This is a genomic window from Trabulsiella odontotermitis (assembly GCF_001188485.1).
GTDB classification, from domain to species: Bacteria; Pseudomonadota; Gammaproteobacteria; order Enterobacterales; family Enterobacteriaceae; genus Trabulsiella; species Trabulsiella odontotermitis_A.
The window spans coordinates 1-4,591 of record NZ_JNGH01000034.1; the positions used below are offsets into that span (position 1 = coordinate 1).

Consider the following 4,591-nt stretch of genomic DNA (forward strand, 5'->3'; position numbering starts at 1 on the left):
CTTAAGTGAAGGCATAACGTTATCCATAACTTAAAACAGCTTAGATCCTTGTAATCTAGAAAGTTTCACCAATATTTCTCCACCCAAGTTGTGGAAGACCCGCGAAAGTGATCCATACCCGACGCCTGAAATCAGATCCAGGGGTTAATCTGCTCTCCTGATTCGGGAGAGCTTATGGTCACTTTTGAGACAGTTATGAAAATTAAAATCCTGCACAAGCAGGGTATGAGCAGTCGGGCGATCGCCAGGGAACTGGGTATCAGTTGCTTGTCGGATGATAACGCTTTGCTTACTGTTCCTGAGGATGAGTATTTATTTAAAGCGGAAAAATTAGATTCTTTCTCAAAAATAATGAGTGCAATGCTTCCTAATCTATTAAGTCCGGATGCTGAAGTATCAGATGATTTTGAGGCGGATTATCGTTACCAAGCTTCGACATATAACTTAGAAAATGACACGTGTTATGTGTTTTCTGTTGGTTATATGGGTGAAGTTAGAATATTGGCTGCTAAGGTTAGCTATTTATATGGTAATGATGCTGAAGGTTATGAGTGGAAAAACCATAACAACCTTGAGGTACATGAAGTTATTTTATCTAAGGATGAAGTACATCGCATAGTTAGTGAAGTAAAAGCAAAGTATGAACTAATCTAAACAATAAATCCCCCTCTCAGTGGCGGGATTTTACTTTAAGCGGTAATAGTAGCGGCGACAGCAGCAAGAAAACGGTTATCGATGAATCCGTGCGCCAGCAGGGCACCGAAATCGCCAGCGGTGGAGATACCGTGATGGTTGCCGGGCGGGATATCACGTCTGAGGCCTCATCAGTGACCACAACCGGGGATATTGCTTTGGTTGCCGGGCGTGATGTCACGCTGACCACCACTACCGAAAGTGATTATCACTATAAGGAAGAGAAGAAAACCAGCGGTGGGTTCTTCAGCAAAAAAACCACGCACACCATTGAAGAAGACAGCGCCACCCGGGAGAAAGGTTCCTTGCTCTCCGGGAACAGTGTCACCGTCAGCGCGGGTAATGACCTGAAAGTGAAAGGCTCGGATGTGGTGGCCGACCAGGATGTGGCACTGAGTGCCGCCAGTAACGTGGAGATTACGGCAGGCCCCAAAACCACCGCCACCAATACCGACACCTCCTGGCGCTTTAAGGAAGAGAAAAAATCTGGCCTGATGGGTACCGGTGGCATTGGCTTCACCATCGGCAGCAGTAAAACCACGCATGACCGGCGTGAGGCCGGAACGACGCAAAGTCAGAGTGCCAGTACGGTCGGCTCCACCACCGGTAATGTCAGCATCACTGCGGGTAACCAGGCGCATATCAGCGGCTCGGATGTGATTGCGAACCAGGATATCAGCATTACCGGTGACAGCGTGGTGATTGACCCGGGTCATGACCGTCGTACCGTGGACGAGAAATTTGAGCAGAAATCCAGCGGCCTGACGGTGGCGCTGTCGGGGATGGCTGGCAGTGCAGTAAACAGCGCTGTATCGGCGGCACAGAGCGCGAAAAACAGCGGTGACTCCAGACTGGCCACTTTACAGGGCACTAAAGCAGTGCTCTCGGGTGTTCAGGCCGGACAGGCTGTTGCCCTGGACCAGGCAAAAGGTGCCAGTGATAAGACCAACAACAATACCATCGGTGTCAGTGCGTCTCTGGGAACACAGTCGTCAAAATCGACCTCTCATATGGAGCAGGATTCGACGACAGGCAGTCGGTTAAACGCAGGCAACAACGTCACGATTACCGCCACCGGTAAGGATATCACCCTTGTTGGCAGTGAAGTGAAGGCCGGTAAGGATGTCACACTGGATGCTGCGCGGGATGTGAACCTGATTGCCTCTCAGGATACGCAGAAAACTACCGGCAAAAACAGCAGCAGCGGCAGCAGCATTGGTGTCGGGGTTGGTAGCACAGAGCGCGAAAAACAGCGGTGACTCCAGACTGGCCGCTTTACAGGGCACTAAAGCAGTGCTCTCGGGTGTGCAGGCCGGGAAAAATTCAGCGGATAATAACGCGTTATCAGGCGATATGTTTTCTTTGGATAGAAAAGTCAAGCAAGCCAAGGAAAATGGTGACGACATTACACTATTACTGAATGAGTATCGTGAAATTCTGGAAAAGGATCGGGAAAAAATAAAAGTTGCGTGTAAAGCAAATCCCGATACCTGCGGTTTTTCTCGTGATGTGGCTAATGATGCCTATAATGTCTTGTTGGAGGACGGCTCATACCTTGGTATAGACCCTGATGTAGCTAATTTTATAGCACTGGAAACTGCAAAGGATAATGCGGTAATAAACCAGAATACGAGTGAGTTCGGTAAGGGGCTGGTAGTCGCATCTGAGGGGCTATCGATACTGGCAGGTATGGGGACGGGCGTAGCCTTAAATGTATTAAAAACAGGTGGTACGGTCAGGGACCCAAAAACTGGTGCTACAGTTACAGTATATCGGGTTGAAGGAGCGCCTAACACACGAGTTTTAATTGGCGAGAATGGACAAGTAACCATAACAGGGGATATAACTTTGTATCTGAATTTTGGTGATAAAGCTCGCGCACAAGAATTTTTGCAAAAAACGTATTTCGCAAAACATGGAAGGGGCTACAGTAAAAACATTTGACGTACCTAAGTCAGTCTTAGACGATTTACGAAAAAATGCAGTATCAGAATCTGAAGTTAAACTTCATCCTAACAGGCCAATTGTCGCTGAACCTACGAAAGATCCAGATCAGTATGGTATTAGACCTGATAAGATCAAAGATCTACAAGACAAAATTATTCAGGGGACGGGAAAAGATGCCAGTAAGTAATGAAGTAATGCATGAGATCCTACTAGAAAGAAAGAGGCTTGCCTGTGCCCCTTCATTATCGGATAAACCAACTGGTATTGGTTCTGTGAGATTTGTTGTTTCATGTGAGTCAAATGCTAAACACATTATATCTCTTGCTAAAGAGGTGTTAAAAGTAATTAGTGATGCTTATGAAAATGAATGGCCTGATTTAGTATCATGGAAAGAAATGCTCCCTGATTTTTTTGTTGATAGTTTTGAGCCTGAAATATCAAAAGAAGATATGGATAAGCGAATAGCTTACAGAAACTCATTACCTTGGAAAGAACAGCAAAAATTACTAGCTGATGAAAAATGGTCACTTGATAGCTGGTTATATTGGTTGGAACCCGAAAACAGAACTTGGTTCTGGTGGGATGCCGCCTTATTGAAAGAACCAATCAGAGAGACATACTTTATAGTCGCTGTCGTTGTACTGGAATGGCCTTTCCCTTGGGGGGCATTAAAATGGTTATTTAAAGCCTGTGGGGCTTTGGATGTGGTTTCAGAAGAGGATTTGTAATCATTACCGGAAACTTTCCTGAATTTGGCTTGATGGCATCACGCTACTCGAAACATTATTAAACATGAGTGTTCAGTGGTCAAAATGCTGGATATACATGCAGTTTTGTTTTATGTGTTCTTTAACAATGTATTAAGTTTGTAATGGTGACCAGTGATCTTCACTGGAGCGATAGCGTGTTCGGGCGAAAAAGGTGCGTCGGGGCAAAAAGTTGTCGGCCGGATTGCATCGCTCGCGAAGCAATGCACTGGTCGGTCAGCACCAGTTGATATGGCAGCGACATGGTTCAGTACGTGATGCCAGGGTCGATAACGGCTTCTGCGTGGTCAGTATCAGACAACCCGGCATCACTCGTACCCTTAGTAGTGTCTCGCTCTCAAATTCGCGTCTTCCAGACAGTCGCCCTTAAGCGTGATGGTGGAGGCAGGTGGATTTGCCTCTATATATCCATTCCGTGTTCTCCCTTAACAAACAGAAAAACGCTGGTCATTTTGGTCGTTATAGTTACAACAGTAGACCACAAGACGCCCATTTTTGCGCGGGTACCGTTATACTTACTGATGATGCTGATGCCGCCCCATACCAGTGGCGCCATGTTGGAGCCCTTCTCCGGTGATCACTCCCCCTTGTGTTTCACGGCCAAACGCGACAAAAACACAAATTAGCACCGCAACGATCCCTGCGACCAGCGCCATTGCCAGTCCGTAATTACCATCGTGGTTTTCCGCGATCCACGCCTGCAATGTCGCATTGACCGAGGCCAACAGGTTACCCAACTGGTAAACAAATCCCGGTAGCACCGCGCGTGCATTAGCAGGCACCAGTTCGTTGAGCCACGTCGGCACCACGCCCCAGGCACCCTGCACCACAAACTGCATCAGAAACGCGCCAAGGCCGATGTTAAACGAGCCCGTAGAAAACGCCCACAGAGGGATCACCGGTAGCGCCAGAAATGCACCGGTCATGATTGCTCTTTTACGTCCGGTCCTTTCTGACAGGGTACCAAAAAAGATCCCTCCGAACATCGCGGCAATGTTATAGGTAATTGCAATAATACTGACGGTATGTGGGTCAAAACCGTGCTGCACTTTGAGGAACGTCGGATAGAGATCCTGGGTACCGTGGCTGAAGAAGTTAAAGCAAGCCATCACCAGAACCAGATAGAGACAGAGCTTCCACTGACTGCGCAGCACCGGCCACAGCGCTGTACTCTCTTTACGCTC

At 47.5% G+C, this 4,591-nt stretch carries 4 protein-coding genes and 2 pseudogenes; 5 read left to right on the forward strand and 1 reads right to left on the reverse strand.

The features are described from left to right. Window positions 1-174 precede the first annotated feature (174 nt). From GM30_RS26950 to GM30_RS02325, 5 genes and pseudogenes are all read left to right on the forward strand, one after another. Window positions 175-264: pseudogene (locus GM30_RS26950) on the forward strand (helix-turn-helix domain-containing protein); the annotation flags it as partial. A gap of 3 nt (window positions 265-267) precedes the next feature. Next, window positions 268-654 carry an Imm42 family immunity protein gene (locus tag GM30_RS26685; RefSeq protein WP_274519032.1) on the forward strand — a complete coding sequence of 129 codons (387 nt, stop codon included), beginning with the start codon at window positions 268-270 and terminating at the stop codon, window positions 652-654. Window positions 655-701: 47 nt separating this feature from the next. Next, window positions 702-1,925, forward strand: a pseudogene (locus GM30_RS02315) (hemagglutinin repeat-containing protein); the annotation flags it as partial. After that, window positions 1,912-2,637 (forward strand): hypothetical protein, encoded by a 726-nt coding sequence (locus GM30_RS02320; protein WP_049847334.1) that lies wholly within the window; start codon window positions 1,912-1,914, stop codon window positions 2,635-2,637. The pseudogene GM30_RS02315 and the gene GM30_RS02320, both read left to right, overlap by 14 nt. Window positions 2,638-2,813: 176 nt before the next feature. Then, complete coding sequence (locus GM30_RS02325) at window positions 2,814-3,368, forward strand: hypothetical protein (protein WP_155483900.1); 555 nt, start codon at window positions 2,814-2,816, stop codon at window positions 3,366-3,368. 554 nt (window positions 3,369-3,922) lie between these two features. On the opposite strand, the gene GM30_RS02330 is transcribed toward GM30_RS02325, so the two are convergent. Then, a partial coding sequence (locus GM30_RS02330; RefSeq protein ID WP_155483901.1) for an MFS transporter occupies window positions 3,923-4,591 on the reverse strand: 669 nt, incomplete at its 5' end.

What these genes read in the sequence shown, in the direction of transcription:
- GM30_RS02325 (WP_155483900.1), top strand. Translation starts at nt 2,814, where the DNA reads ATGCCAGTAAGTAATGAAGTAATGCATGAGATCCTACTAGAAAGAAAG.